Annotated in this window: 24 protein-coding genes, 1 other RNA gene and 1 riboswitch; of the genes, 14 read left to right on the forward strand and 11 right to left on the reverse strand. The window is 59.9% G+C overall.

Annotation, left to right across the window (positions count from 1 at the left end):
- Positions 1 to 4 precede the first annotated feature (4 nt).
- Positions 5 to 973 carry an alpha/beta fold hydrolase gene (locus tag J1W56_RS07560; protein ID WP_223612704.1) on the reverse strand — a complete coding sequence of 323 codons (969 nt, stop codon included), beginning with the start codon at positions 971 to 973 and terminating at the stop codon, positions 5 to 7.
- Positions 974 to 1653: 680 nt separating this feature from the next.
- On the opposite strand from J1W56_RS07560, the gene ettA reads away from it, so the two are divergent.
- The 3 genes from ettA (at position 1654) to bluB (ending at position 5053) form a co-directional block, all read left to right on the forward strand.
- The gene (ettA, locus tag J1W56_RS07565) at positions 1654 to 3303 is read left to right on the forward strand and encodes an energy-dependent translational throttle protein EttA (RefSeq protein WP_223612705.1); all 1650 of its coding nucleotides are present in this window, start codon (positions 1654 to 1656) and stop codon (positions 3301 to 3303) included.
- A gap of 119 nt (positions 3304 to 3422) precedes the next feature.
- Positions 3423 to 4031 carry an MOSC domain-containing protein gene (locus J1W56_RS07570; RefSeq protein WP_223612706.1) on the forward strand — a complete coding sequence of 203 codons (609 nt, stop codon included), beginning with the start codon at positions 3423 to 3425 and terminating at the stop codon, positions 4029 to 4031.
- 26 nt (positions 4032 to 4057) lie between these two features.
- A riboswitch (cobalamin riboswitch) is annotated at positions 4058 to 4233 on the forward strand.
- A 67-nt stretch (positions 4234 to 4300) separates the two neighbouring features.
- Positions 4301 to 5053, forward strand: coding sequence for a 5,6-dimethylbenzimidazole synthase (gene bluB / locus J1W56_RS07575; protein ID WP_223612707.1), 753 nt, complete (start codon positions 4301 to 4303; stop codon positions 5051 to 5053).
- Here the strand turns inward: bluB and J1W56_RS07580 are convergent.
- Entirely contained in the window at positions 4986 to 5303 is a 318-nt protein-coding gene (locus tag J1W56_RS07580; protein WP_223612708.1) for a DUF2293 domain-containing protein, read from the reverse strand. The genes bluB and J1W56_RS07580 overlap by 68 nt on opposite strands.
- A 142-nt stretch (positions 5304 to 5445) precedes the next feature.
- Between J1W56_RS07580 and J1W56_RS07585 the strand changes: the two genes are divergently transcribed.
- Together J1W56_RS07585 and metF are read left to right on the forward strand one after the other, a co-directional pair.
- The gene (locus J1W56_RS07585; protein ID WP_223612709.1) at positions 5446 to 6453 is read left to right on the forward strand and encodes an ArsR/SmtB family transcription factor; all 1008 of its coding nucleotides are present in this window, start codon (positions 5446 to 5448) and stop codon (positions 6451 to 6453) included.
- Positions 6453 to 7376 (forward strand): methylenetetrahydrofolate reductase [NAD(P)H], encoded by a 924-nt coding sequence (metF, locus tag J1W56_RS07590; RefSeq protein WP_223612710.1) that lies wholly within the window; start codon positions 6453 to 6455, stop codon positions 7374 to 7376. The genes J1W56_RS07585 and metF overlap by 1 nt, the downstream gene beginning before the upstream one ends.
- Before the next feature lie 500 nt (positions 7377 to 7876).
- Here metF and J1W56_RS07595 read toward each other — a convergent pair whose 3' ends face one another.
- On the reverse strand, positions 7877 to 8776 hold the full coding sequence (locus tag J1W56_RS07595) for a DMT family transporter (RefSeq protein ID WP_223613460.1): 900 nt from the start codon (positions 8774 to 8776) through the stop codon (positions 7877 to 7879).
- 179 nt (positions 8777 to 8955) lie between these two features.
- Here J1W56_RS07595 and J1W56_RS07600 point away from each other — a divergent pair, with 179 nt between their 5' ends.
- Positions 8956 to 10194 carry an alanine racemase gene (locus J1W56_RS07600; RefSeq protein ID WP_223612711.1) on the forward strand — a complete coding sequence of 413 codons (1239 nt, stop codon included), beginning with the start codon at positions 8956 to 8958 and terminating at the stop codon, positions 10192 to 10194.
- A gap of 273 nt (positions 10195 to 10467) precedes the next feature.
- Here the strand turns inward: J1W56_RS07600 and J1W56_RS07605 are convergent, their stop codons facing one another.
- Both J1W56_RS07605 and J1W56_RS07610 read right to left on the reverse strand, forming a co-directional pair.
- Positions 10468 to 11562, reverse strand: a complete 1095-nt coding sequence (locus J1W56_RS07605; protein WP_374042747.1) for a lytic murein transglycosylase — start codon at positions 11560 to 11562, stop codon at positions 10468 to 10470.
- A 237-nt stretch (positions 11563 to 11799) separates the two neighbouring features.
- Complete coding sequence (locus J1W56_RS07610; protein ID WP_223612713.1) at positions 11800 to 12627, reverse strand: glycoside hydrolase family 25 protein; 828 nt, start codon at positions 12625 to 12627, stop codon at positions 11800 to 11802.
- A 246-nt stretch (positions 12628 to 12873) separates the two neighbouring features.
- Between J1W56_RS07610 and J1W56_RS07615 the strand changes: the two genes are divergently transcribed.
- Positions 12874 to 13896 carry a hypothetical protein gene (locus tag J1W56_RS07615; RefSeq protein ID WP_223612714.1) on the forward strand — a complete coding sequence of 341 codons (1023 nt, stop codon included), beginning with the start codon at positions 12874 to 12876 and terminating at the stop codon, positions 13894 to 13896.
- Positions 13897 to 13906: 10 nt separating this feature from the next.
- Here the strand turns inward: J1W56_RS07615 and J1W56_RS07620 are convergent, their stop codons facing one another.
- From J1W56_RS07620 to J1W56_RS07645, 6 genes are all read right to left on the reverse strand, one after another.
- Positions 13907 to 14563 (reverse strand): class I SAM-dependent methyltransferase, encoded by a 657-nt coding sequence (locus J1W56_RS07620; protein WP_223612715.1) that lies wholly within the window; start codon positions 14561 to 14563, stop codon positions 13907 to 13909.
- A 5-nt stretch (positions 14564 to 14568) separates the two neighbouring features.
- The gene (locus tag J1W56_RS07625) at positions 14569 to 15822 is read right to left on the reverse strand and encodes a DUF3419 family protein (RefSeq protein WP_223612716.1); all 1254 of its coding nucleotides are present in this window, start codon (positions 15820 to 15822) and stop codon (positions 14569 to 14571) included.
- Between the two features lie 148 nt (positions 15823 to 15970).
- Positions 15971 to 17008 (reverse strand): HlyD family secretion protein, encoded by a 1038-nt coding sequence (locus J1W56_RS07630; RefSeq protein ID WP_223612717.1) that lies wholly within the window; start codon positions 17006 to 17008, stop codon positions 15971 to 15973.
- Positions 17009 to 17012: 4 nt separating this feature from the next.
- Positions 17013 to 18623: an MFS transporter gene (locus J1W56_RS07635; protein WP_404928121.1), complete on the reverse strand. Its 1611-nt coding sequence runs from the start codon at positions 18621 to 18623 to the stop codon at positions 17013 to 17015.
- Positions 18624 to 18688: 65 nt separating this feature from the next.
- Positions 18689 to 19132: a MarR family winged helix-turn-helix transcriptional regulator gene (locus tag J1W56_RS07640; protein ID WP_223612719.1), complete on the reverse strand. Its 444-nt coding sequence runs from the start codon at positions 19130 to 19132 to the stop codon at positions 18689 to 18691.
- Between the two features lie 108 nt (positions 19133 to 19240).
- Positions 19241 to 19747, reverse strand: a complete 507-nt coding sequence (locus tag J1W56_RS07645) for a GNAT family N-acetyltransferase (RefSeq protein ID WP_223612720.1) — start codon at positions 19745 to 19747, stop codon at positions 19241 to 19243.
- Positions 19748 to 19959: 212 nt separating this feature from the next.
- Between J1W56_RS07645 and J1W56_RS07650 the strand changes: the two genes are divergently transcribed.
- The 7 genes from J1W56_RS07650 to rsmH all read left to right on the forward strand — a co-directional run bounded on the left by J1W56_RS07650 (position 19960) and on the right by rsmH (position 25290).
- Complete coding sequence (locus tag J1W56_RS07650; RefSeq protein ID WP_223612721.1) at positions 19960 to 20340, forward strand: hypothetical protein; 381 nt, start codon at positions 19960 to 19962, stop codon at positions 20338 to 20340.
- A gap of 131 nt (positions 20341 to 20471) precedes the next feature.
- Positions 20472 to 21191, forward strand: a complete 720-nt coding sequence (locus J1W56_RS07655) for a J domain-containing protein (RefSeq protein ID WP_223612722.1) — start codon at positions 20472 to 20474, stop codon at positions 21189 to 21191.
- Entirely contained in the window at positions 21178 to 21942 is a 765-nt protein-coding gene (locus tag J1W56_RS07660; protein ID WP_223612723.1) for an N-acetylmuramoyl-L-alanine amidase, read from the forward strand. The genes J1W56_RS07655 and J1W56_RS07660 overlap by 14 nt, the downstream gene beginning before the upstream one ends.
- 213 nt (positions 21943 to 22155) lie before the next feature.
- Positions 22156 to 22878: a lytic transglycosylase domain-containing protein gene (locus tag J1W56_RS07665; RefSeq protein ID WP_223612724.1), complete on the forward strand. Its 723-nt coding sequence runs from the start codon at positions 22156 to 22158 to the stop codon at positions 22876 to 22878.
- A 93-nt stretch (positions 22879 to 22971) separates the two neighbouring features.
- Positions 22972 to 23403: RNase P RNA component class A (gene rnpB / locus J1W56_RS07670), an RNA gene on the forward strand.
- 406 nt (positions 23404 to 23809) lie between these two features.
- On the forward strand, positions 23810 to 24283 hold the full coding sequence (gene mraZ / locus J1W56_RS07675; protein ID WP_223612725.1) for a division/cell wall cluster transcriptional repressor MraZ: 474 nt from the start codon (positions 23810 to 23812) through the stop codon (positions 24281 to 24283).
- Positions 24283 to 25290 (forward strand): 16S rRNA (cytosine(1402)-N(4))-methyltransferase RsmH, encoded by a 1008-nt coding sequence (gene rsmH / locus J1W56_RS07680; RefSeq protein WP_223612726.1) that lies wholly within the window; start codon positions 24283 to 24285, stop codon positions 25288 to 25290. The genes mraZ and rsmH overlap by 1 nt, the downstream gene beginning before the upstream one ends.
- Positions 25291 to 25293: the final 3 nt, after the last annotated feature.

The following is a 25293-nucleotide window of genomic DNA, read 5'->3' on the forward strand; positions in this document are numbered from 1 at the left end:
GTTGTTAAAGTGGCTCCAAATTCAGTGTTTGTTTCGGGGCTTGTTGCTGAACGACTCGAACCGCCCAATCGGTGAAGTCACGCATGATTACGTCGCGGTTGATTTCGTTCAAGCCTTCGTGGCGGGTGTCGGCATAAACTTTGGTCGTGACATCGCTGAAGCCGAGCCGTTGCATTCGCTTGCCCAGATGCGTCACGGCGCTGCCCCCGGCCGTGGCTGGATCTTCCGCCCCGCCGGCGAGATGGAAGGGCAGGGTGCGCCGTACCTTGGCAAGGCGGCTGTTGTCGGCTCCGGCAAAGGTGAAGCCGAAGACATCGCGCCACATGCCGACCGAGGCATCCCAGCCGCACAGCGGATCGGCGATATAGGCGTCCACTTCGTCAGGGTCGCGTGACAGCCAGTCAAACGGGGTGCGGGCATCCCTGATGCCGCGCGCCCAGGTCTGAAAGGTCAGTTTCGGCAGAAGCATGCTCGGCACATCGGAGCCAAGCAGCATGCGTTCGGCCCGCAGGATGCCCTGCGCCAGCCGTCCGGCGAGCCCGGCGGAGAAATTGGCGTTCCAGATGGCGGCGGCATCGACCTTTTGCTGATAGCCCAGCACGTAATTGAGGCCGATCAGACCGCCCATGGAGTGGCCGAAGAGAAGCAGCGGCAGACCGGGATGGCGGGCGCGGGCTGCAGCGTTGACCGCGTCCATGTCTTCGAGCACCAGGCGCATGCCGTCCCGCTCGGCGAAACGGCCGGGCGGCGCGCCATCGGCTTTGGTATAGCCGTGGCCGCGATGGTCGTGGGTGTAGACATGAAAACCGTGCCTGTTGAGATGCTCGGCAAAACGGCCATAGCGCAGGCAGTGTTCGGCAAGGCCGTGGCTGATCTGGACAATGGCTGTACCGCTGCCTGCGGCGGGTGAAAAGCGCATGGCAAGCGCCGCACCCGTCGGCGACCGGACCGTTTCGATGTCTGCAAAACCCATTCATGCCTCCCGCGATCAATTGAAAGGGTGGCGCGTGATTAGTCAATCCACAATAAATTCTGCGTAAATTCGGGTATCCCCATGGGTTTTTGCACAATAAATAATCACGCATCGTGCGCTGCAATTTTATTTTGCAAAACCTCTTGCAAACGACAAAAACTTGCCGCAAAACTTCTTTCCGAAAGAGATTGGATACTGTGTCTTCTCTCGATTGTCCCCGGCTTTCACGGCTGACAGAACGCTGATTTGCGGCGTCGGGGGATGATTGTCCGGACCGGGATATCCAGGCGCTTGCCAGTTACATGGCCGTTCCGGGGAGAAGAGGACGCTCCCCAAATGCGGCACCAGAGGGGAAACCGGGTGACGGAAATATCCGCACCCGGTTTCGCTCGTTTTAGGGGGGGCTGCATTGCTGTCGTGCGTGGTTCGACAAGCTCACCATGAGGGTTTTGGTTTTCCTGCAAGGCTAATCACGGAGATCGTAGAATTTAGCTCCCTGCAATCCTCACTCTCCCTCATGGTGAGCTTGTCGAACCACGCATAACAGGAGTCCAAATACCCTGCAAAACGCCTGGCAATCCCGAAATAAACAGCGTGTGCATTGCCACCCGCGCCCCTTTCGCCTACATACGGCGCAAATTCATGTCCCAAAAATCCCGAACATCGGAGTGACGCGCGTTATGGCACGCCAATTCATTTACCATATGGCCGGCCTGAACAAGGCATACGGAACCAAGAAGGTTCTCGAAAACATCCATCTTTCCTTCTACCCCGATGCCAAGATCGGTATTCTCGGACCGAACGGTGCGGGTAAGTCGACGATCCTCAAGATCATGGCCGGCATGGACAAGGAATATACCGGCGAAGCCTGGCTGGCCGACGGTGCCACGGTCGGTTACCTCGCGCAGGAACCCTATCTCGATCCCACCAAGGACGTGATGGGTAACGTCATGGATGGCGTCGCGGACAAGAAGGCCGTTCTTGACCGCTACAACGAACTGATGATGAACTATTCCGATGAAACCGCCGACGAAGGCGCCAAACTGCAGGACATCATCGACGCCAAGAACCTCTGGGATCTGGAATCCCAGGTGGAAATGGCCATGGAAGCGCTGCGCTGCCCGCCCGGTGATTCCGGCGTGGAAAAGCTGTCCGGCGGTGAGCGCCGCCGTGTGGCGCTGTGCCGCCTGCTCCTCTCGCAGCCCGATCTTCTGCTCCTCGATGAGCCGACCAACCACCTTGACGCCGAAACCACCGCCTGGCTGGAAAAGCACCTGCGCGAATATGCCGGCTCTGTCCTGCTGATCACGCACGATCGCTACTTCCTCGACAACGTGACCGGCTGGATTCTCGAGCTCGACCGCGGCCGCGGCATTCCCTATGAAGGCAATTACTCCGCCTATCTCGGTGCCAAGTCCAAGCGCATGCAGCAGGAAGGCCGCGAGGACGACTCGCGCCAGAAGGCTCTGGAGCGCGAGCGCGAGTGGATTTCCGCCAGCCCCAAGGCACGTCAGGCCAAGTCGAAAGCCCGTATCAAGGCCTATGACGCGCTGGTCGATGCCGCCAACGAGCAGCGTCCCGGCGATGCGCAGATCATCATCCCGGCAGGCGAACGGCTGGGGCAGGTGGTTATCGAAGCCGAGAACCTTACCAAATCCTTCGGTGACCGCGTTCTCATCGAAAACCTGACCTTCAAGCTGCCGCCCGGCGGCATCGTCGGCATCATCGGTCCGAACGGTGCGGGTAAGACCACGCTGTTCAAGATGATCACCGGGCAGGAAAAGCCGGATTCCGGCTCTATCCGCGTCGGTGAAACGGTTCATCTCGGTTATGTCGACCAGAGCCGCGATCATCTCGTTGCCGAGAAAAACGTATGGGAAGAAATCTCCGGCGGTAATGAAATCATCAAGATCGGCAAGAACGAGATGAATTCGCGCGCCTATGTCTCGGCATTCAACTTCAAGGGCGGTGACCAGCAGCAGAAGGTCGGCAATCTCTCCGGCGGTCAGCGCAATCGCGTGCACCTCGCCAAGATGCTGCAATCCGGCGGCAATGTCCTGCTGCTCGACGAACCGACCAACGATCTTGACACCGAAACGCTTGCGGCTCTGGAAGACGCGCTGGAAAAATACGCCGGCTGCGCCGTTATCATCAGCCACGATCGCATGTTCCTCGACCGGCTGGCGACGCACATCCTCGCGTTCGAAGGCGACAGCCACGTCGAATGGTTCGAAGGCAACTTCCAGGACTATGAGAACGACAAGATCCGCCGTCTGGGACCGGACAGCGTCAATCCGAAGCGTCCGAGCTACAAGCCTCTGACACGCTGATACGACCGGGAGGGCGGCAACGCCCTCCCATCACCAATTTTGACGTTTCCATCAGTGATATTGGCTGGTTTTAACAAGCAATTTTCCTAAGATGCGGCTGATTTCACCGGAGCGCCGTCATGACAGATCTTTTCGCAACCAGAACGGACATCCTGCCGGCCCGCAAGATTGTCGGGCGGGTGAGCGGCCTGTTCCAGGCGCCGAAAGACAGTTTTGTCACCGCTGCCACGGACACGCTCGATCTCACCTTTGAAGGCATCCGCGGCGATTATCATGCCGGCCTGACGCGCCGGTCCGGCGGACGCGAGCCCTGGTATCCGCGCGGCACGGAGATGCGCAACGAGCGGCATATTTCCATTCTGGCGGCTGACGAGCTTGCAATGATTGCCAGCGCCATGGGCCTTGCGGAAGTCAAACCCGAATGGATCGGCGCCAACATGGTTGTCGATGGCATTCCCTCGCTTTCCATGCTGCCGCCGCGCACGCTGCTGTTCTTCGAAGGGGGCGTGACGCTGAAGGTCGACGGGCAGAACGCGCCGTGCAAGGTCGCCGGCCGCTCCATCGCCGAGCGGGCGCAGACCGCCGATCACACCGCGACGGCGCTTGACTTCGTCAAGGCGTCGAAGCGGCTGCGTGGCATCGTCGTCTGGGTTGAAGTGCCGGGAATCATCCGTTCCTGTGAAAAAATCGATGCGCGCCTGCCCGAGCAATGGATTTATCCGGGCTGACGCTTGCGTCCTTCGCCGATCTGTGGCGAATGGAATGCTGGTCCGGTGCCTGCATGCAGGAGAATCGGGAAGCCGGTGCAAATCCGGCACGTGCCCAACGCTGTATAGGGGATGGGCCGCGCAGATTGCCACGGGGAAACCCGGAAGGCGCGCGGTTCAGGTGAACCTCAGTCAGAAGACCGGCCGGACCGGATAGCCGAAACCGCACGGACAGCGGGGAGGTGTCAGGGGTCAGATCAATCTGGCCCTCGCATTGTTGGGAGCAAACGATGCACGATTCTGCCTGTGGTCCCGTGGCCGCCGCCGATTTTTCCGCGGACGAGCGCGCCGCCGTCTACAAAGCCATCCATACCCGCCGCGATGTGCGCGACCAGTTCCTGCCAAGGCCCGTCGACGACGATGTGCTGCTGCGGCTGCTCGATGCCGCCCATCACGCGCCGTCGGTGGGGTTCATGCAGCCGTGGAATTTCATTCTCATCCGCGATGCGGTACGCAAGGCCGAGGTGCACCAGGCGTTTACCCGCGCCAATGCCGAAGCAAAGGCCATGTTCACCGACGAGCGCCAGGCGCTCTACGCATCGTTGAAGCTTGAGGGCATCGTGAAGGCGCCGGTCAATCTGTGCATCACGTGCGACCGGACACGCGGCGGCGATGTCGTTCTGGGGCGCACCCATAACCGGCAGATGGATGTCTACAGCACCGTCTGTGCCGTGCAGAACCTGTGGCTGGCGGCGCGGGCGGAAGGCATCGGCGTCGGCTGGGTCAGCATCTACCACGACCGGGACATGCGCCGCATTCTGGCCATCCCCGATCATGTCGAGATCATCGCCTATCTCTGCATCGGCTATGTTGACCAGCTCTACGATCAGCCGGAGCTGCAAAAGCGCGGCTGGCGCGAACGGCTGCCGCTGGACCAGCTCATCTATGAAGATCAGTGGAATGCCGGCGCCGAAGTCAGCTCGGATCGTCCTCGTCCGGATCCAGCAGCCGCGTCGCCCGCCATTCCGTCAATTTCCGGTTGATCGCCTCGAGCACGAAGAAGCGGGCCGAGTCCTTGTCATAGCCCTCGTCGCGCAGCGCATCGTAATCCGTGTGCTGATGGCGGACATGGGCGACCGTGGCCAGCCACACCGCAATGGGTGGCGGCAGGCTTTTCATGTGCGGTGCCGTGGCGGCGGCGCGTATGGGCTCGGAATCCGAGTAGGGCACTGCAGGCAAAAGCAGTGTCAGCGCCTTGCCGATAGCCCTTTGGCGGTTGGTCCCTGAACTCATTGCACTCTCTTCCCGCCGATTCGCTGATCGATATACCAGCCTATTTCAGACGCGACGAAATTTGCCGTCAACGGAAAAACAAAACTTGCCAAATCTGCATTTCTCACATAAACATATCTTTATATCTTTTGAGGATGCCTTGATGGACAAACGTGATCTCAATCTTGACCTGATGGTCGATACGCTGAAGGCAGCGGCGGAACCCAGCCGCCTGCGCATTCTGGCGCTGTTGTCCCGGGGGGATCTGACGGTTTCCGATCTGACCTCCATCCTCGGGCAGTCACAGCCGCGCGTCTCCCGCCATCTCAAGCTGCTGTTCGAAGCCAATCTGATCAACCGTTATCAGGAGGGCTCCTGGGCCTATTTCCGCCTCGCTGAATCCCTTGTGGTTGGCGATATCGCCCGGATCCTGCTCGATCGTCTTGATGTGTCCGATCCATTGCTGGAGCGGGATATCGAGCGGCTCGGCTCGGTGAAGCTGCAGCGCCGCGAGCGGGCCGCCGCCTATTTCAGTGCCAATGCCACCAGCTGGGACGCTATCCGTTCGCTGCATGTGCCGGATGGCGCGGTGGAAGCCGCGCTAACGAAGATTATCGGGCGCACGCCGTTCCAGGCGATGCTTGACGTGGGCACCGGCACCGGCCGTCTTCTCGAACTGTTTGCCCCGCTTTACGTGCGCGGTGTCGGCATCGATATCAATCGCGACATGCTGACCATTGCCCGCTCCAATCTCGACCGGTCGGGCATCACCAATGCGCAGGTCCGCCAGGGCGATGTCTATTCGCTGCCGGTTGACCGGGAGTCCTTCGATCTGGTGACCGTTCATCAGGTGCTGCACTTCCTCGACAATCCTGCCGAGGCCATCCGCGAGGCCGCACGCGCCTTGCGTGCGGGCGGGCGCATGCTGATCGTCGATTTCGCCCCGCACGATCTTGAATTCCTGCGGGACAGCCATGCGCATATACGGCTTGGCTTCAACGACAACCAGATGCGTGACTGGCTGACCGAGGCCGGGCTGGCGCTGGAAAACAGCATCGAACTCGAACCAAAAGACAAAGACAAACTGACCGTCAAACTGTGGTTGGCACGCGACCCACGCCTGCTGATCGCTGATCCCGCTTTAACCTCCCGCGTAACGGAGAGTGTCTGATGAGCTTTTTCCGCCAATCCCGCCGTGCCGACCTTGGAACCAATATCAAGGTTTCCTTTGAATTCTTCCCGCCGAAGACCGAGGTGATGGAAGAGCGCCTGTGGGAAACCGTGACGCGCCTTGCGCCGCTCAATCCCGAATTCGTGTCGGTAACCTACGGTGCCGGCGGTTCCACCCGCGAGCGCACAGCCCGCACGATCAAGCGCATCCTGACCGAAACGGACGTGAACGCCGCCGCGCACCTGACCTGCGTCGATGCGACGAAGGAAGAGGTCGATACCGTGGTGCGCGAATTTGCGGCCATGGGTGTGAAGCGCTTCGTTGCCCTGCGCGGCGATCCGGCTGGCGGCGTCGGTGCCCATTACAAGCCGACACCCGGCGGTTATGAAAACGGCGCCGATCTCGTCGCCGGGCTCAAGGCCTTTGCCGATTTCGACATTTCCGTTTCCGCCTATCCGGAAAAGCATCCGGAAAGCCCCGACTTTGCCACGGATATCGACATGCTCAAGCGCAAGGTCGACAATGGCGCGACGCGGGCGATCACGCAGTTCTTCTTCGAGAACGATCTCTACGAGCGTTATGTCGAAAAGGTCCGCCGCGCCGGTATCTATATTCCGATCCTGCCAGGCATCCTGCCGATCCATAATTTCACGCAGGTTACCAATTTCTGCTCGAAGGCCGGGACCCATATTCCGGCATGGTTGGCCGAGCGGTTCGAGGGGCTGGAAAACGATCCGCAGACCCATGCGCTGGTTTCATCGGCTGTGGCTGCCGAGCAGGTTCTCGATCTGGTCGAGCGTGGCATTCAGGATTTCCATTTCTACACGATGAACCGGGCGGACCTGGCCTTTGCAATCTGCCATCTGATCGGCATCCGCCCTGCCAGTACGCCGCTGGAACCGGCATTGGCTGGCGCTGCCTGATACGACTCGCCGCTGAATTGGAAATGGCCCGGTTGCTATAACCGGGCCATCTCATTTTATTTCACCTTTTAACGGTCAGAGACCATCTCCACGGCGCTCTTTTTTTCAATCAGGGTATGAGTCCTACGACCATTGCACCGATAAATGCGAACGCTGCACAGATCATGAGGACGTTCATCGAACGCGTAAGTCCCATTGTTTGTCTCCTGCAGTTAACCGTCTTAGCATAGCGGAAAATTGCCACAGAAAAAGCGGAAATGTTACCGCGGTGTGACATGATCTGTAGAAATTTTTTGCTCTGCAATGGTAAGTTTCTGAAATGAAACGCATTTACCGGAATGAAAAAACGTCAATTCACGATAAAATGACCGGGTATTTGGTTTATTTTTGCATTGCACCAAAACGCGACGCGCGTGTTTTCTCACCGATTTATGACACAATTGCGCCGCAATCCAGACCGGGAAATGCCAAGCCGTACCCGTTAGGATTTGTTGAAAACTCTATCTTTTTCGTGGTTTTTGCAACGCTGCGAGCAGCCTGCCGTCAATGGTCAAAAGGCCAAGGGCGATGAGCGCCATGCCGGCAAAATCCTTCAAACCCAGTTCCTCCCCGAGAAAAACTGTTCCAAGCAGGATCGCGCTGACGGGAACCACCAGCGTGACCAGCGAGGCATTGGTGGCGCCGCCGGCGCGGACGATGGAAAAGAACAGGATGTAGGCGAAGGCGGTGGAGAGCAGGCCGAGGCTGAACACGGCCGCCCAGACGCCCTGATCGGGTGCGGCAAAATCCGGCATGCCGCTGGAGAGAAGCACGACGGGGATCATGATCAGCGTCGAGGCCGTCATCTGGCCGGTTGCCGTCACCGTTGGCGGAATGCCCTTGAACCGCTTGGCGAGAATGCTGGCGAAGGCATAGGAGAGGGTGGCGGTGAGCACGGCGATTTCCGCCCACAGCGGTCCGCCCAACCCGGAGAGCACGCCGGGCCCGATCATCACCACCGTGCCGAAGACGCCGAGAAGGATGCCGGCGATCTTGTTGGCGCTGATCTTTTCATCGACGGTGAGGAATGTGGCGATGATCACCGTCCAGATCGGTGTCGTGGCATTGAGGATGGATTCCAGCCCGGCACCGAGCGCCGTCTGCCCGATGAACAGCAGTGAGAAGGGAATGACGTTGTTCAGGAGCCCCAGTCCGGCAAAGCCGAGGGCGTGCTGGCGATAGTCCCAGAACCGGATGCCGCGGCTCAGGAGATAGATGTGCAGGGCAACGGCGGCGATGGCGACGCGAAACAGGACGAGCGTCAGCGGCGGGATGACGTGCACCGCGATTTTGGCGAAGAAGAACGAACCGCCCCATATTGCCCCCAGCAGCAGCAGTTGCAGCCAGACAAAACCGGTCATGGCAAGCGGATTGGCTGATGTTGTCTGGTTTACGGCCACGGATAATCCCCCGATTCGGATCTGCACCGGATATTTCTAGGCGCGCGCCGGTAAATTGCCACCCGTTTCTTGCATGGAGAAAGCGACTTTCGTCCGTCATCTGCTCTTGCTAAGAGTTATGCATGGAGCAGAAGATCAAGATGCAACGATTCGCTACGGCCCGCGATGCAGCACTTACCCTGCGGCCCGATCAACCCGTCTATTGCTTTCGGCCGAATGTGCTGGTCGAAGACGCGCACCAGTTCATGCAGATGTTTCCCGGCGAGACTGCCTATGCGGTCAAGACCAATGGCGAAAATCTGGTCCTGGAAACGCTGGCGCGCAACGGCATCAACACATTCGATGTGGCATCGCCGGGCGAGTTCGCTGCGGTACGCAAGGTCGCCCCGAATGCGCACATGCTCTACATGCATCCCATCAAGGCCCAGTCGGATATCCGCCTTGCGCTTGAAACCTACGGCATCCGCATCCTTGCCGTCGACCACGAGGACGAGATCGCCAAGATAACCCGCATCGTGCGTGCGCTCGATATCGATCCGGGCAGCATCACCCTTTACGTGCGGCTGCAGACCAAGGGCCATGCGGCCTACGAGCTGTCCAAGAAATTCGGTGCAACGCCGGCCCACGCGGTCGAGCTTCTGCAGCGGCTGCACAAGATCGGCTACAAGGTCGGCATCTGCTTCCATGTCGGCAGCCAGATCGAAGATCCCGATACCTATGAACGCGCCCTGCGGTCAGCCGACTGGGTGCGCAACCGTGCGGGCGTGCCGCTGGCCGGGCTCGATGTCGGCGGCGGTTTCCCGGCCGAATACGGCCATGATCCCAAGCGCAAGCATGTGGAGATGCCGTCGCTCGGGCAATTGATGTCGCGCCTGCGCGGCGACATCAAGGAATGGGGGTTTGACGATCTGCCGCTGGTGGCGGAACCGGGCCGGGTGATCGTGGCGCGCGCCTTCTCGCTGATCGTGCGCGTGCTCCTGCGCAAGGGCAGGCGGCTTTACATCAATGACGGTATCTGGGCGTCACTGTCGGATTCGTGGACCGGCAAGATCACCCTGCCGGCGCGGTTCATACCCGACCCCGCGCACAAGCACCGCAGCGGCAATGTCCGGGATATCGTGCCGTTCCGCGTCTGCGGCGCAACCTGCGATTCCGTCGACATCCTGTCACGGCCGTTCTGGCTGCCGGAGACGGTCGCAACCGGCGACTGGATCGAAATCGGCAATATCGGCGCCTATTCCCTGTCGCTGCGCACCCGTTTCAACGGTTTCTACCCCGATACATTCGTCGAGGTGGAAACACCGTTCGACGAGGGCGAGCGGCCGGAGGGTTTTGCTTCGCTGGAAACAATGGCTCCCACCGAACACCGGGGGGACTAGGGTCAGGACCCATTAATATGATCGAAATGGCGCCTGAAACGGCAAGAAGATGCGAGGAGAGATGCGAAGGGCGGGGTCTTCCCCCCGACCGAGCAGCTCGACGCTGCAGCTTGCAGCCGTTTCGGCGTCCGTAGGATACGGTCCATTTGCCCGGCTACATCGTCGCAAAGGACTTGAGAATGGATAAACATTCCCATCGCCTTTGCTCCTTGTATCCAAACAAATGGCCGCGTACCATTTCGACCAGATTAATAGGTCCTGACCCTAGCTCTCTCAGAGCTTGCTGAGCAATTCCGGGGTGGGCCAGGCGTCAGCAGGCAGGCCGAGGCGCATCTGTTCGTCGCGCACGGCATCGCGGGTCAGGATGCCGAACACGCCGTCAATCTTCGGGCCCATATCGTGGCCGCGGGCGGCGAGCTTGGTCTGCAGTTCCCTCATCTGTTCCTGCGTGAGGCCCGTCTCCGGCGTGGTCGGCTCAAGCGGACCGGCACCGGCAAGGCGCGCTGCGAAATAGGCGGCGGTTGTCGCGTAGATGATGGACTTGTTCCATTCGACGAAAACGTCGAAATTGGCATAGGACAGGAATGCCGGTCCCTTGCGGCCCATCGGCAGCAGGAGGGATGCATCGCCATTGTCGGGACCGAGCGGTCCCTTCATGCCCATCACACCCCATTCGGCCCATTTGGAATGGGGGAGGCGGTTTGTCCGCAATGCGTTTTCCCAGGGCAGATCCCGGGTCAGCTTGACTTCCTCCAGCCAGGGCTCGCCCTTGCGCCAACCGAGATCGTGCAGGACGCGGGCCGCCGTCATGATGGCGTCCGGCGCGCTGTTCTTGAGGTCGACCTTGCCGTCCCCGTCGCCATCGACGCCACGCTCCAGATAGTCTGTCGGCAGCATCTGCATCTGGCCGATCTCGCCCGCCCATGCGCCGGTGGTCTTGGAATCGACCACGCCCTTGTCGAACAGCTTGAGCAGGGCGATCAGCTGCGGCCGGAACAACTCCGGACGCCGGCAATCGAAGGAGAGGGTGAGCAGCGCGTTCAGCGTGTCAAAATCGCCCTGCACCGCGCCGAAATCGGTTTCCAGCCCCCAGAAGGCGGCAATCACCGGGCCCGGCACGCCATATTCGGATTCTGCCCTGGCAAAGGTATCGGCATATTTCTTCAGGTTGGCTGCGCCCTGCTTGAGGCGGTAATCCGACACCATGCGGGTCGAGAATGTCAGGAAGGTCTGGCTGAATACGCCCTGGGCGCGGTCGCGCTGCAGAACCTTGTCATCAAGCGATGCCTTGAGAAGTTCGCCGAGGCCCTTGTCGGTCACGCCTGCCGCTTTTGCTTCGGCGATAAGGCCGTTGAACCAGGGTTCCATCTCGCCGCCGCAGGCAGGCTTTACAGCTGCCGGTTGCTGGTGGTTGATCTGGTCCAGTGCATAAGCAGAACTTGTCGCAGAAAGGAGTGCGGCGGCAAGAGCAATCGATAGTTTGTTCATCAGGGAAATCTCGTTGGTAACAGGGGGCGCCAGCAGGCGCGCGAGCTTGTCCTGCTAATGCACGATTATGTCCCCCTCGTGAAGTCACAGAATTGCGAGAAGAGGTCCGGTGTGACTTTATCGCACCTTGTTGCGCACAAGCCACTGCTTCCAGGCGGTTTCGTCACCGGCAAACACATTGATATCCGCATCGCCGCGAATGCCGGGGATGGAGCCGGTTCCGGTATACTGCCAGAACGTCCAGGGATGCGGCCCGTATTTTTCATCGGGATGACCTGCAACCGAGCGCAACCAGAAGGGATAGCCGGCCAGTTGCCGCAGGTCGTTGTCGTCGAAGAAGTCGACGGTGGTGTAGATGATCGGCCGCTTGCCGTAATGGCGTTCGAGAATGTCGATGAAGACGCGCATTTCGCTGCGCACCACCGCCGCATTGGGGCGCAGCTTGCACGTCGGCGATGCGGCGTTCCATTCCATGTCGAGTACTGGCGGCAAGGCTCCGGGATCGTTCGGCACGTTGCGGATGAACCACTGCGCCTGTTCCTTGGCGGTACGGCAGAAATAATAGAAGTGGTAGGCGCCGCGCGGAATGCCTGCGGCGCGTGCGGCCTGCCAGTTGTCGGCGAGGCGGTCATCGACCCGGTCCGCCCCTTCCGTGGCCTTGATGAAGACAAACGAGATGCGATTGCCGCGCACGGCCGCCCAATCGATGGTCGATTGGTATTTGGAGACATCCGTTCCGTGCACCGGGTAGTGCCAGGGCGTTCTGCCTTTCCAGTCGTGCGGATTGCTGTCGTTGAAACGCGGCGCATTGATCTTGCCCGCGGGCGCTGCGATCTGTTGCAGCGGGGCAGGCGAGGCCCGCTTCTTTGCATCGGAAAAATCGTAGTCGACCGTCGTGCAACCGGCGAGAAGAAGGGTCAATAATCCAGCAGCAAGTCGCTTCATCAATGGCGGTCCGTACTCGAATCGTGAAGGGGCATTCCTTATTTTTCCACTCATGCGGCATTATGCTTAACAGATCATGACCGGCGGAGATTATCGTTGATGGTAGTATGCCTTTCCTTTGTCATGATTTTTCAATGTGATATCTGTATGAGAGTTGCGGGGTATGATGGGTCACATCTTCGTGTTTGATATAACAGGCGGCAAACGTTCTGGCAGCACGGCCATTTGACCGATCCGGGGAAGCGTATGATCAGGAAAATTGGCTGGGCTGTACTTGTTATCTGCGTCATTGGCCTTGCCAATGCGACGGTGGCTGCATGGGTGACGATCGACCGGCCGGAGCTGGGGATCGGCAACAGCCATGCGGAAAACTGCGTTCGTCCCACCGTGCCGAGCTTCTGGAAGAACTATCGCGGTTATCCCGGCTACAACAACGAGCTGATTTCGGATTACTTCGGTGTCTACGCCGCCTATGCGTCGAACGTTTACAAGCCGATTGCACGGCATCATTTTGACCTGAAGACCGAATATTTCGGCTGGGAGCCGTTTGGCGACCCCATCGCCAGGGCAGGCGGATTTTACGCGGAAGTCTATCGCCGCCGCAGTTCGGACCGCATGTCCTACATGATCGTGTTCCGCGGTGCCGACGGTCTGGCGAGCATTCCGGGGTTCATCAGCGAGCTGAGCTATTTCACCCAGATCATCAATCCATGGGATCAGTACCGCACAGCACGCCAGGAGTTTGCCAAGGTCAGGGCCGAGGCGCAGAAGAATTCGGACGGCTTGCCCATCGATTATATCGCCGTTGGGCATGAACTGGGCGGAGGACTTGCCCGGCACATGGCTGCGGCGTTTCCGTGCACGGCAGCGATTGTCTTCAATTCGACGTTCGTATCGAATAATTTCCGGCTGACCGAGCCCTATGATGGGCAGGTCGTCGATCTTTTCGCCGATAACGACCTGTTGTCGCGGCTCGCCATCCTGTCGAACCCGCGTTCATTCTACCGCATTTCCCGCACGCACCAGTGGTACCGCGTGCACAACACAGGTGCCATGGACGGCAGGCGCGGCATGTTCAAGACAGCGACGGCGATGGCACGTATCCCGGTAATGTGCCTGCTGCGCAGCGATTGCGAGCTATTGCAATCGCAAAGCGGCGATGAACTGGACCCTAATCCGCTCGGCGAGCGCACGTCCTCCAATATCACCAAGCTCTACTGCCTCGCCGCGCCAAGCTCAGTTGTCGCCAAGGGCGATCTCTGCAAATAGGGGGACCGCCCTAATTCGGGCGGCTGATGATCGAAATCCAGGCAAAGCCGCGATAGAGCCGCAGCGCTTCGGCGTGCGCGCCCGTTGCGGCTGCGATGTCCTGCGCAACCTCGAACAGGTTGTTGCGCGGCGTGACGTGATACCATTCGAGCCATTTGTAGAGGGCGGCTTTCGCGGCCCCGGGCAAGTCCGTGAGATCGCCGAAATCAACAATGTGCAACTGGCCGCCGGGAGCCAGATGGTTGACCGCTTCGCGCATGACGCTTTCCCACTGCGGGATCATCGACACCGCATAGGAGATGAAAATCCGGTCAAACTGGGCGCGGCCGAACAGGGCGGACGGATCGAATTTCGCCGCATCGGCATAGGCAAGTTCGGTGCGCTCGCCCAGGCCGGCAGCCATCACCTTCTTGCGGGCTGTCGTCAGCATTTCGTTGGAAATGTCGATGCCATAGAGCTTTGTCGTGGGATAGGCGGCTCCGGCCATGACCAGATTGCGCCCGGTGCCGCAGCCGATCTCCAGGATGCTGCCATTGGCCGGCGGCATCAGGCCTGCGATCATCGGATCGCGTCCGAGCAGATAATATTTGCGCGTGGCGTCGTAGAAGTGGCGCTGGTGCCGGTAGACGCGATCCATCAACGGTCCATGTTCGATCTTGGCAAACATCGGTATCAATCCTTGAGCAGATAGAGATGGAAGCCGCCATAGATGGACGACCGGTCGCGGGCATGCAGGTCGAGAGATTGTTCCTCCCGGTAATCCCAGCGCGCAAGCAGGGCGTCATCGATACGGCCCGGCAGGATGGTGGGCTCGGCCGCGGTGCGGAAAATGACGCGCGCGCCGGCAGCCGCCGTGCGTGTGATTTCATGCCAGAGTTCATTCAACTGCTTGTCATTCATCCAGTCCTGCGCGTCGAGCAGGATGAAGCGGTCGACGGAAGCTGCGGGCTTGGCCGCGAGGAACTCCGTCAACGATGCGTTGACGACGCTCATGCGCTCGGCGCGGTCGCGCACGTTCTCGAAATTGTTGCGCGAGAGATAGGGCGGCAGCGGGCCGGTTTCGGCGTTGTCGCTGTAACCGCGCCCGAAGGCCTGCCAGGCGAAATAGTTTTCGGACAGCGGGAAGCCGCAGGCGAGTTTTTCCAGACGGCGGCGCAGCACCAGCGCCATGTTGCCGTCGCCAGCCGTTGCCAGCGCATCATATTGCTGCGGCGGGATGCCAAGGCCGAACAGCGAGGATTTGCGCTTCGTTGCCCAGCGCACCATCCGCTTGTCGAAAAGCGGGGCGAGGGCGCGGTCGAAATAGGCGCGCTGCTCTTCGATCGTCGCGGCCTTGAGGATGTCGCGCGGGTCGATACCATAGAGTTTTGCAACGCGGTGACCCATGCCGATGAACAACCCGAGCAGGCCATGCCGGTAGAGGTCGCGCGAAAAGATGGTGATGCGCCGGCGGCCGGACAGCATCCGCTTTTCCCAATAGGCGCGGCTGGTGCCGTCGAGATGCGGCTGGATGAAGCGTTCATAGGCGGCAAGGTTCGCCTTGTCGTCTGCCGTTCCGTAGAAGCGGTAGAAGGCATCGTAGTTGGGCAGGCGGGTGACGGCGGCGAGCTTCAGGCGATTGAACGCCACGTGGGCCGTGTTCAGATCGACCGCCTCGACGCTGGCGGGATCGGCGGTCAGGTACGACATGGCATTGCAGCCGCCCGACGCAATGGTAACGATCCGATGGCCGGAATGGATCTGCAACGCCTCCATGTCGACCTCCGGGTCTTCCCATATCTGGGGATAGACGAGGCCCTTGAAGACATGGGCAAACAGCCGTTCGGAAAGTCCGGCTTTTGACAGGAGCCTGTTCTGGCGTACGGCGTTCTGAACTTTTTCATGCCGCGGCGCCGTGGCGCTGTCGGGCTGTTTGGCAAACGGCATCGGATCGAATCCCCTTTGTTGGAAATTCCTCTCCGCCTAACATTTCGATGTAACAAAGCCGTGACGGTTTTGAATCACATCCCCGCCGGATTGATTCAGCTTATGTGGCTAAACCCCCGTGGCATCGCAAAAAAAACACGGCGCAAATCTATTTTTCCAGCTCGGTTCGCACCACGACCGACATGCCGGGCGCCAGATACTGCGCCAGGTCCTGGCCGGGATCGACGGAGATGCGCACGGAAATGCGCTGGGCAACCTTGGTGAAATTGCCGGTCGCATTGTCGGGCTTGAGCACGCTGAATTCCGAGCCGGTGGCCGGCGCGAAGCGCTCGACATGGCCGTTCAGGCGCTTGCGGTTCAGTGCGTCCACCGTGAACGTCACGGGCTGGCCGATCCTGATATCGCTGAGCTGGGTTTCCTTGAAGTTGGCGATGATCCAGACATCGGGCGGCACCACGGCCATCAACTGCGTTCCTGCGGTCACGTACTGCCCGAGTTTCGCACCCACTTCGCCAACCGTACCGTCGCGCGGCGCGAGGACTTTTGTGTTGGTCATGTCGATCTCGGCGAGATTGACGGCTGCCACGGCCCCGCCGACGGCGGCTTCGAGCGAGCCGCGGCTCACCTTGATGGTCTCCAGGTCCTGCTTGGAAACTTCCAGCGCGGCCTGCGCCTGGGTGACCGCCGACTGCGCCTGTTCCAGTGCGGTTTCGGCCTGATCGGAATCGCTCTTCGTCATGACGCCCTTGATGGCGAGCGGTTCGATGCGGGCCCAGTTGGCCTGCGTGCGCCGCAGGCCCGAATTGGCACTGTCGAGCTGTGCCTGGCTGGAACCGATACGCGCTTCCGCCGCCCGTTCCAGCTGGGTCGAGTTGCTGAGGGCTGCCTGCTGGCTTGCCAGTGTCGCCTTGGCCTGTTCGAGCTTCTGCGCATAGATGCGGTCATCGATCCGCACCAGCAGCTGCCCTTCCTTGACCTGCTGATAGTCCTGCACCGGTACGTCGACGATATATCCGCTGAGCTGCGGGCTGATGAGTGTCACGTAGCCTTTGACATAGGCATTCTCGGTGATCTCGACATTGCTGTTGAAGGGCGGCAGCCGCCATGCATAGAGAACCAGCACAAGGCCGAGCAGGCCGAGAAGAATGGCGGTGAGGGTGGCGGTGTTGCGGAGCAATCGGGACATGATCTTATGAACTTGGTTGGGCGATTTCGCCGGTCACGCGCGGAGCCATGAATTTTCCGGCGGCATAGCGAAAGCCGACATGGGTGAGAAGGGCGACGAGGGCAAAGAACGAGATCGCCGCAATGAGGAAGAATGCGTCGTTATAGGCAAGGATATTGGCTTCACGCGTCGTCTGCAGCGACAGGAGCGCGATCCCTTCGGCATTGAGCAGTGCCTTGTCGGTGATGACCCGGCCATAGCCGTTCGCCAATTGCGTGACACGCTGGGCGACGAGCGGGTCGGACAGGACGATATGTTCCGCCAGCACGTTGGAGTGGAATTTCTCGCGGATCGTGACGAAGCTGCCGAAGACGGCGGTTCCGAGCAGCCCGCCGAGGCTTTGCGTCGCCAGGAACACGATGATGAAATTGAGGATATAGCTCGGGCCCCGTTTCAGGGCGGAGGTGAGGCCGGCCGACATGGCGGGCGGCAGGAAGATGGCCGCGGCCGCCGCGATCAGCGCCTGACTCAGATACATGTTGTCGGGGCGCGTCAGGTTTGTCGCCTGGCTGTCCATGTAGGAACCGACGATCAGGAAGACCAGAGCCACCGCATGGATGGCAGGGCCGCGTTCCGGCTTCATCACCGCGGCGCAGCACAGGCCTGCCACGATCATCGACACCATCATTACCCCATAGAGCGCGGCGATCTGCTCGTTCAGCAATCCCAGGTTCTGGAAGAAATTGGTGGCAACGGTGGATTGCTCGGAAACGATCAGCCGGAACAGCAGGATCGTCCCCGCCAGATGCAGCATTTCCCGGCTGGCGATCCAGCGGATGTCGAGCAGGGGCTTTTCCCGGTTGAGTTCGATGACGACCGCCGTGGTGACCGTGATGACGGCAATGGCGAGAAGAATGCCGAGCCATGGCGCTTCCGCCCACCAGTAGAGACGCCCGGTCACGAGCACGACGGCGGTACAGCCAAAGCCGATGGCAATCAGCAGATAGCTCACAATGTCGAGCTTTTCGATGACCTTGGCGCGCGGCACGGGTGTGAGTGGCAGCAGGTAGATTGTGGCGAAGGCGATGAAGGCAAGCGATATCTCGAACATGTAGAGACCCTGCCATTGGCCGAATTCCAAAAGGGTGGGCGACAGCAGGCGGGCGAGCGGCGAGGCGAGCGAGATGTTGGTGAGGACGAGGCACACGGCGACGGTGAGTTTGCGCGCCGGTGGAAAGGCCTCCAGCATGTAGAGGAAAGCGAGGCTCGACATGGGCGATGCGGCAACGCCGCTGAAAAAGCGGATGATGATGGCCGATTGCAGGTCGGTGACGAACAGGTGCATCAGCGAGACGAGAACGAAACCGGCAATGCTCAGTTCGGCAAAGTTGCGCAAGCCATACTGGTTGCGGATTTTGATCAATGCGACGGAAAGGCTGACATTCGGCGCCATATAGGCAGCGATCAGCCAGGTGGTTTCGGTATTCGTTGCGCCGAGATAGCCCTGGATCTGCGCCACATTGGTGGCGATGAGGTTCATGCCCAGCCCTTGCGTGAGGGAGAGCAGCGTCGAGGCGGCGATATAGATGGCGGAGCGGTAAGGGCTGATGGCTGGCGGCGTTGCAGCGGGCAGCACCGCTTCCTCCGGCGGTTCCGGTTGCAGCTTCAGCGGGTCATACCCGACGAATTCTGCCTCGCGGATCATCCGTTCTGATCCTTGTCCATGTCGCCGATGTTGCGGTTGATGGCGCGCATGACCTCAAGTCCGGCAACAAGCGCCGTCTCGTCCACGCCATTCAGAAACTCTGCGCGCAATTCCTGCGCCAGCTGGCTGACCTCGCTGGCCAGTTCCGCACCCAGCGGTGTCATGACGATCTGCTTGGCACGGCGGTCGCCGTCCACGGAGCGCCGTTCGATAAAGCCCTGCTTTTCCAGGCCGTCGAGCAGCCGCACCATGGTGGGCGTTTCGATTTCCAATTCCTCCGCCAGATCCTTCTGGCTGAGGATTTCCATGCGGTCGAGCAGCATCATGGTCCGGGCGCGCGCAAAGGTAAGACCGCGCTGCTTGACCCGCGCATCGAACAATGTGCGGATCTTGCGGCTGACTTTCGAAAGCTCGTCAATATAGGTATCGCGGGGCGTCATCAGGGTCATATCATAGCCGGGCAATAAGTAGTGTGCTAATTATTATCTGGCGATATAAACCCAATTCGTTTCATTTTCAAGATGGCGTGACGATTTTTGCCGGCGGTATCAGCGCAAATCGAGCCGCAGCAATTCATCATCGTAGGATTGGCCGTTGATGCGCAGGGCATCCTTTTCAAAGCCGAAAACCGTGAAGCCCAATCCGAGATAGAGCGTGCGGGCGGGCAGGTTGGCTGCCATGACCGTTGCGTGCAGCGTGTCGACGTGATCCCGGGCATGGCCGATGACCGCCAGGGTCAGCTTCCTGCCAAGATCGTGGCCGCGCCAGTCCGCATGAACGAAAACGCCCCACAGCAGACCCTTGTGCTTCTGTTTGACCTTGGTCGTCGTCGCGAAACCGGCCATGCCGACCAGTTCGGTCCCGGCAAAGGCACCGAACACCGCATTGGGCCTGCCGTCGAGCATGCGCTCAATCTCGGCGGGCGTGCGGCCGACCTCATCCTCGTGGCTCGAGCCGAAACTTTCCGGTGTGCTCTGGAGGCCATGCAGGCGCAGGGCCTGGAAGGCGGCGGCATCGTGCGCCGTCAGGACACGAATCAAAGGGGAAGGGGACATGCGGGGCACTCTGCTGGCGTGGGATCGGATTGGGCAAGTTTTGCAAAAGAACAGGCTTGGCACAACCCGCCGGAAACGCCGGGATTACTGCCCGTTTTGCTGCTCTCCGATGAAAAGTTAACCGAACTTTAAAACAAGACCCAACTTTGCCTCAATTGAGGTAAGATAACTGCGTGAGGGACGTATTTGGTTGAAACGGAGAGGGTATACCCATGAACAGCAAACTACTTATTTCACTTGGTATGGTTTCGCTTCTTGCACTGACCGCTTGCGGCAAGAAGGAAGAGGAAAAGAAGGCTCCGGCAGCGACCGAACAGCCTGCTGCAACACCGGCCAAGCCTGCCGCTCCGGCAACGCCGTCCACAACGCAGGCTCCGGCAACGCCCGCAGCGCCGATGAATGCGGCGGATACTCTGAAGAAGCTGAAAGAGCAGGCTGCGACGATGACGGCTGAGCAGAAGCAGGCTGCTGTCGCCACCGCCCGCAAGGCTGCCGAAGATGCGGCCAAGGCTGCCGGCCAGACGGCCGACCAGATCAAGGCCGCTGCGGATGCCGCAGAAAAAGTCATGAAGGACACGCTCGGCGTTCAGTAAGAGCCGCTATCCCCGATGAGAATGGCCGGCTTCGCGCCGGCCATTCTATTTTGACAGGTGCGGCAACCGGTCTGCCCGGCTTGCTCCAGATGGCTATCGCAATTGCGAAAGAATTTGAATAAAACAATACCATGTCAATCTGGCGCCGTATCAGCGACTTCATTACCAGCACTGCCATCGATGCTTTCTCCAGCATCATCGAAGCCGTGCGCACGGCCTTCGAGGGAGACCCCGAAACCCGCAGGCGCGTCGCGTTCTCCATCGCCATGATTGCGCTCTCGGCCAAAATGGCCAAGGCTGACGGTGTCGTCACCGAAGTCGAGGTCAAGGCATTTCACGAGATATTCCATGTTCCGCCCCGCTACCAGGATCAGGTGACCCGGCTCTACAATCTCGCCAAGCAGGATGTGGCGGGTTACGAGACCTATGCGGCGCAACTGGCGTCCCTGTGCGGCACCGGCAAGCCGAACTGCAAGATGCTGGAAGATATTCTCGACGGCCTTTTCCACATCGCCAAGGCTGACGGCTCGCTGCATGACAAGGAACTGATCTTCCTGGGCACGGTCGCCGAGATTTTCGCGCTCGATGAAGAGCAGTTCGACAGCATTCTGGCACGGCATGTCGGGCGGGGACAGGCGGACCCGTTTGTGGTTCTCGGTCTGGCGCGGGATGTCAGTTTCGAAGACGCCCGCAAGCGCTACAGGGCGCTGGTGCGGGAAAATCATCCGGACATGCTGATCGCCCGCGGCGTGCCGGAGGAATTCGTCGCTATTGCCAATCAGCGCATTGCCGCTATCAATGCGGCCTGGGAAAAAGTCGAAAAAGATTTGAAGGCATATGAACGCGTTTAAACCGGACCATTTACGCGCGGAAGTGCATCCCTCACCGAATTTTGGCCCGCGCAAGGACGGCAAGCATCCGTCCTATCTCGTCCTGCATTATACCGGCATGGAAACCGGGGAGGCGGCCGAGGGCTGGCTGACCAATCCGCAAAGCGAAGTTTCCGCCCACTACGTCGTGCACGAGGACGGGCGCGTCGTTCAGCTCGTGCCGGAAAGCCAGCGCGCCTGGCATGCCGGACAAAGCTCCTGGAAGGGCGAGACCGATATCAATTCCCGCTCCATCGGCATCGAGATCGTCAATGGCGGACCGCTGCTGAATTTCCCCGATTTCGGCGATGCGCAGATCGATGCGGTGATCGACCTGTGCAAGGGGATCGTGTCGCGCCACAAGATGCGCCCGGAAAACGTGCTCGCCCACTCCGATATCGCGCCCGCACGCAAGATCGATCCGGGTGAAAAATTCCCGTGGCCGGTTCTCTACACCGCCGGCGTGGGGCACTGGGTACAGCCGTCACCGATCCGCGGCGGACGCTTCTTTTCCCTCGGCGACCAGGGCCAGCCGGTCGAGGCATTGCAGAGCATGCTGGCGCTCTACGGCTATGATGTGCCTATCGACAGTGTGTTCGGACGGTCGACAGAATTAGGCATTTTAGCGTTCCAGCGCCATTTTCGCCCGGAAAAAGTCGACGGAGTCGCCGACATGTCAACCATCGAAACCCTGCATCGGGTACTTTCCGCACTTCCCGCGTTTCATGCTTAACTCCCTGTAAAAAAACGCTTTCCCGGCGTTTATTTGTGCACTGCAACCTATATATTTCAATGTGTTACACTTTGTTATTTGGCCGACCCATATTCGGCTGCATTGGACCGTCACATCCTTGGACATTGTTCCGGTAATGCCCTTTTAGATTTTTGGCGCGGAACGGGGTCCGGCAGTGCGCTCGTATTGCCCAAGCGATTTAGACGGAAAACGATGACAAAAAAATTTGGTATGATTCTCGCCCTTGTTGGGGCGACGGCCTTCTTTGGCGCAAATTCAGCATACAGCAGTCCGGCAGAGCCGACAAACCTGATGGACTACCTCAAGGCCAAGCGGGCCGCAGCGGAAAAGGATAAAGAAGGCGGGAAATCCGCCAAGACTGCCCAGACAGCAAGCAAGGGTAAAAAGAGCGTCGCAAAGACCCACGCCAGCAAGAAGACCCTGGCGTCATCCAAGCGTCCGGTTGTCGAAACCAAGGTCCGGCTCAGAACCAAGGTGCGCCACAGGAATCTCGCCAATGTCGACACGATGACAACGGGCAGCATCCCATCGGCCGCCGGATCGATGAAGTATACGACGATCATCAATTCCTACGCCGCGTCCTACGGCGTCCCGGCTTCCCTCGCCAATGCGGTGGTTCGGGTGGAAAGCAATTACCGCGCCGACATGACCGGAAGCGCCGGTGAAATCGGTCTCATGCAGATCAAGCTCGAAACGGCGCGTGGCCTTGGTTACACGGGTACCCGGCAGGCGCTCTACAACCCCGAAACCAATATCCAATGGGGCATGAAATATCTTGCCGGGGCACACAAGCTCGGCAACGGGACGACCTGCGGTACGATCCTACGCTACAATGCCGGTCATGGCGCAACGCGCATGAATCCGATCTCGGCCAATTACTGCGCCAAGGTGAAAATGGAAATGGCTTCCAACTAAAACCGTTGGAGACCTGTTCAAAGATGAAGGCCGGATAACCAATCCGGCCTTTTTCATTTGCGTTTTTGCTGCGAAACCCTTTTATACGCTTCGTCAGCTGGCCGGGCAGCCGCGCATGTCAGAAGCCGAAAGGCGGCATGTGAGGAAAGTCCGGGCTCCAGGGAAACACGGTGCCGGATAACGTCCGGCGGGGGCGACCCCAGGGAAAGTGCCACAGAAAGGAAACCGCCCCGTCTTTCGTTGCGCCGGATCATTGCCGGTTGGACGCAAGGAATGACGGGGTAAGGGTGAAAGGGTGGGGTAAGAGCCCACCGCGTTGCTGGTAACAGGAACGGCAAGGTAAACCCCACCGGGAGCAAAACCGAATAGGGACGGCGTGTCAGGCGAAAGCCTGGCGATCAGTTTCCGGTCAGTCGTCCGGGTAGGTTGCAGGAGGCGGATGGCAACATCCGTCCAAGATGAATGGCTGCCGCGCCGGACGCAAGTCCGGCCATACAGAACCCGGCTTACAGGCCAGCTGACACTTCATTCCCCTTCTGCCGCGGCATGCCAGCACTAGTGCGTGGTAAGCTTGTCGAACCGCGCACCACGCCTTAGCAAAGGCTTCAATCATACCGCCCAACCGGTTTCCTAACCGTTCATTAAGCTTAATGAGCCATAAATTCAGAATCGCCGGAAGTGCGTCTGATTGCAGGCTTGCTCCCACCATGTGTTCTCTAATCCCATTGACGCCCATAGTGCCCCATGATATCGATTGGTTTCATCAGTAGCGTTCAGTCGACACGGTGTTTCCCGACATTGGATTTGGCATGCCAGGGCTTGCATTCGGCCCGTTCGGCCAATGCTTCCGCGGCTATTGATGGGGCTCCCAGGGGTGGAGCAGGGGTAGAAATGAAACAGGCCTTCGTGGCGGAAACGGCGGTGTTGCGTTTTGAACCGGTTCCTCGGACATGTAACGAACAGGATCGATGCGAAGGGACGGGTTTCCGTGCCGGCGCTTTTCCGTTCGATCATCCAGCAAGCCGGCCACACGGAACTGTACGCCCTGCGCTCCCTGCATCTTCCTGCCCTCGATGCGGGCGGACCGGATCTGCTGACGCGCTTCGACAAGCGGCTGGAGAGCGAGGATCCCTTCGCCGAAATGGCAGACGATATGTCTTTCTACCTGCATGCGGATGGCGGCTTTCTCAAGCTGGACGCGGATGGACGGATCACGGTGACGGATTTCCTGCGCGAGCATACGGGCATCACGACCGATGTGACCTTTGCGGGGGCGAACACGCATTTTCAGATGTGGCAGCCGGAGCAGTTCGAAACGCATCGGGCAAAGGTTCGTCAACGCCTGATGGAGCGGCGGCGGCTGGAAAATCTGGAAAATCTGGACAATCAGACAGGAAACAGGTGATGGCGGGTGCGGGCGGTCAGGATGCAGCGCGCCACATACCCGTCCTGCTCGATGAAGTCATTGCCGCACTGAAGCCTGGTCCCGGTCAATTGATCATCGACGGCACGTTCGGTGCAGGCGGTTATACCCGCCGTATTCTCGATACCGGCGCATCGGTGACCGCCATCGACCGCGATCCCTCGGCCATCGAAGCCGGGCGGGCGCTGGAAAAGGCCCATGCGGGCCGCCTCACGCTCGTGCAGGGCACTTTCTCGACACTGGATCAGGTTGCATTGCTGGGCGCTCCCGACGGCATCGTGCTGGACATCGGCGTGTCATCGATGCAGATCGACGAGGCCGAGCGCGGCTTTTCCTTCCAGAAGGACGGTCCGCTCGACATGCGTATGTCAAGTTCAGGGCCAAGCGCCGCCGACGTGGTCAATCGGCTCAAGACGGGCGATCTTGCCCGCATCTTCAATTTCCTCGGCGAGGAGCGCCATGCGGGCCGCATCGCGCGCATGATCGAAAAACGCCGCACCACCGAGCCGTTTCACCGCACCCGCGATCTGGCCAATGCCATCGAGGCGCTGGTCGGGCGCAATCCGAAGATTCCGATCCATCCGGCGACGCGCGTGTTCCAGGCGCTGCGCATTTTCGTCAATGACGAACTGGGCGAACTCGTCCGCGCGCTGCATGCGGCCGAGCGGGCACTCAAGCCGGGCGGCCGCCTCGTTGTCGTGACCTTCCATTCGCTCGAGGACCGCATCGTCAAGCGCTTCTTCAACGACCGCGCCGGTTCGAGCGGCGGTTCGCGCCATCTGCCGCAGGTGCAGGTGCGCCTGGCAAGCTTCACCCCCATCGGCAAGGGCGTGGTTGCGCCGACCGAGGCGGAGACGGAAAGCAATCCGCGTGCGCGCTCGGCCAAGCTGCGTGCCGCCATCCGCACCGAAAACCCGCCGCTGGCTGAAGATCATTCGATCTACGGCCTGCCCAATCTTCCGCATTTTCATGAAACGGCGAGGAGCTGATCC

The sequence above is a fragment of the Phyllobacterium calauticae genome (assembly GCF_019991125.1).
Lineage (GTDB): Bacteria > Pseudomonadota > Alphaproteobacteria > Rhizobiales > Rhizobiaceae > Phyllobacterium > Phyllobacterium calauticae.